A 633-nucleotide genomic window follows, 5' to 3' on the forward strand; every position below is an offset into this window, starting at 1 on the left:
CGCATGAGCGGAGCCACGCTGCAATGACGCCATTCCACACGTTCGACGGCCCCAGGTGGAGGAACGCCCCGGAGTGATCCGGGCCGCTTGGCCTGGTGCTGGCACACCGTAACCATGCTTCCGAGTGGGAGCATCCAGCATTCAACACGTAACCGCGTGGAGGGTCAAGCCATGTCCAACATCGTCAAGTTCCCCAGGGCGAGCAAGCCGCCGGCTCCCGGGCCGGGGCAGCCTGCCGCGCCCGCTGCTGGGCCTGCCGCACCCAAGGCCGAAGGCCGGGGCCTGGTGGCCGGCCTGGGCAAGTTCGTATGGGTGGCGACCGTGCTGGTCTGGCCGGTGCTCAAGTGGGTGCTGGCGATCATCACCTTCTTCCAGTTCGTGCGGATGCTCTACCACTGGAACACGCCTGGCGTGTATGCCGGCTGGTCGTTCCTGGCGTACTTCGCGGCACTGACCGCGATCACCTACTTCGTTTCGATCTACAAACCGAAAGGGCTTTGACATGGCAAAGCAGACCCTCCCCTACCCGCCTGGCTTCGTGGAGCCGACCACTGGCCGCGTGGCCGTCATGGTGCGCGAGTACGCGGACAGCGACTTGAACGGCGACGCGCCGGCCTACTGGTACAGCGCGCA

2 protein-coding genes are annotated in these 633 nt (G+C 65.9%); both read left to right on the forward strand.

Annotated elements, in window-relative coordinates:
- The first annotated feature begins 171 nt into the window (after nucleotides 1-171).
- The gene (gene kleE, locus ABD296_RS49795) at nucleotides 172-501 is read left to right on the forward strand and encodes a KleE stable inheritance protein (RefSeq protein ID WP_344285624.1); all 330 of its coding nucleotides are present in this window, start codon (nucleotides 172-174) and stop codon (nucleotides 499-501) included.
- Nucleotide 502: 1 nt separating this feature from the next.
- Nucleotides 503-633, forward strand: a 131-nt coding sequence (locus ABD296_RS49800) for a DUF2761 domain-containing protein (RefSeq protein WP_344285627.1), incomplete at its 3' end; no start/stop codon positions are given.

Source organism: Actinomadura napierensis (assembly GCF_039529375.1).
GTDB lineage: Bacteria > Actinomycetota > Actinomycetes > Streptosporangiales > Streptosporangiaceae > Spirillospora > Spirillospora napierensis.

Coding starts and splice junctions, on each gene's coding strand:
- kleE (WP_344285624.1), top strand. CDS start 172: ATGTCCAACATCGTCAAGTTCCCCAGGGCGAGCAAGCCGCCGGCTCCC.